This window comes from Streptomyces carpinensis (assembly GCF_002154505.1).
Classification (GTDB): domain Bacteria; phylum Actinomycetota; class Actinomycetes; order Streptomycetales; family Streptomycetaceae; genus Streptomyces; species Streptomyces carpinensis.
In genome coordinates, this window is record NZ_MUBM01000739.1 from 478 (window position 1) to 938 (window position 461).

Genomic DNA, 461 nt, shown 5'->3' on the forward strand with positions numbered 1-461 from the left:
CGCCGTCGGACAGCAGGTGCAGGCCATCCTGGACGACGCGCCGTCGCTGGTCGCAGTGGGCGAGGGGATGGGCAACACCCGGCTGCCGGTCACCGGCTTCAACCCCAAGTTCACCGAGGTCGTGCAGAGCCTCTACACCGGGGCGACGCCCGAGCAGGCCGCGAAGTCGATCGACCAGTGGGTCGACGAGAACCGCTGACCATGACACGTAAAAACAGCTCGCGGACCGGCGCGTGGCGCTCAGCGGGCGCCCGCGCCGGCATGGTCGCGCCCGCCGTCCTGATCTACACCGCACTGCTGGTGGTACCGGTCGGCTACGCCTTCTACTACAGCTTCACCGACTACAACGGGTTTCCGAACCGCGTGCCCGAGTTCACCGGCCTGGACAACTACCGGACGGTGTTCGAGTCGCACGACATCACCGGCACGATGGTGGTCACCGCGATCGTCGCCGCGGTGGG

General features: G+C 67.9%; 2 pseudogenes. Both read left to right on the plus strand.

The features are described 5' to 3' along the window. Nucleotides 1-199: pseudogene (locus BZY54_RS54505) on the plus strand (ABC transporter substrate-binding protein); the annotation flags it as partial. A gap of 2 nt (nt 200-201) precedes the next feature. Further along, nucleotides 202-461 (plus strand): annotated as a pseudogene (locus BZY54_RS48455) (sugar ABC transporter permease); the annotation flags it as partial.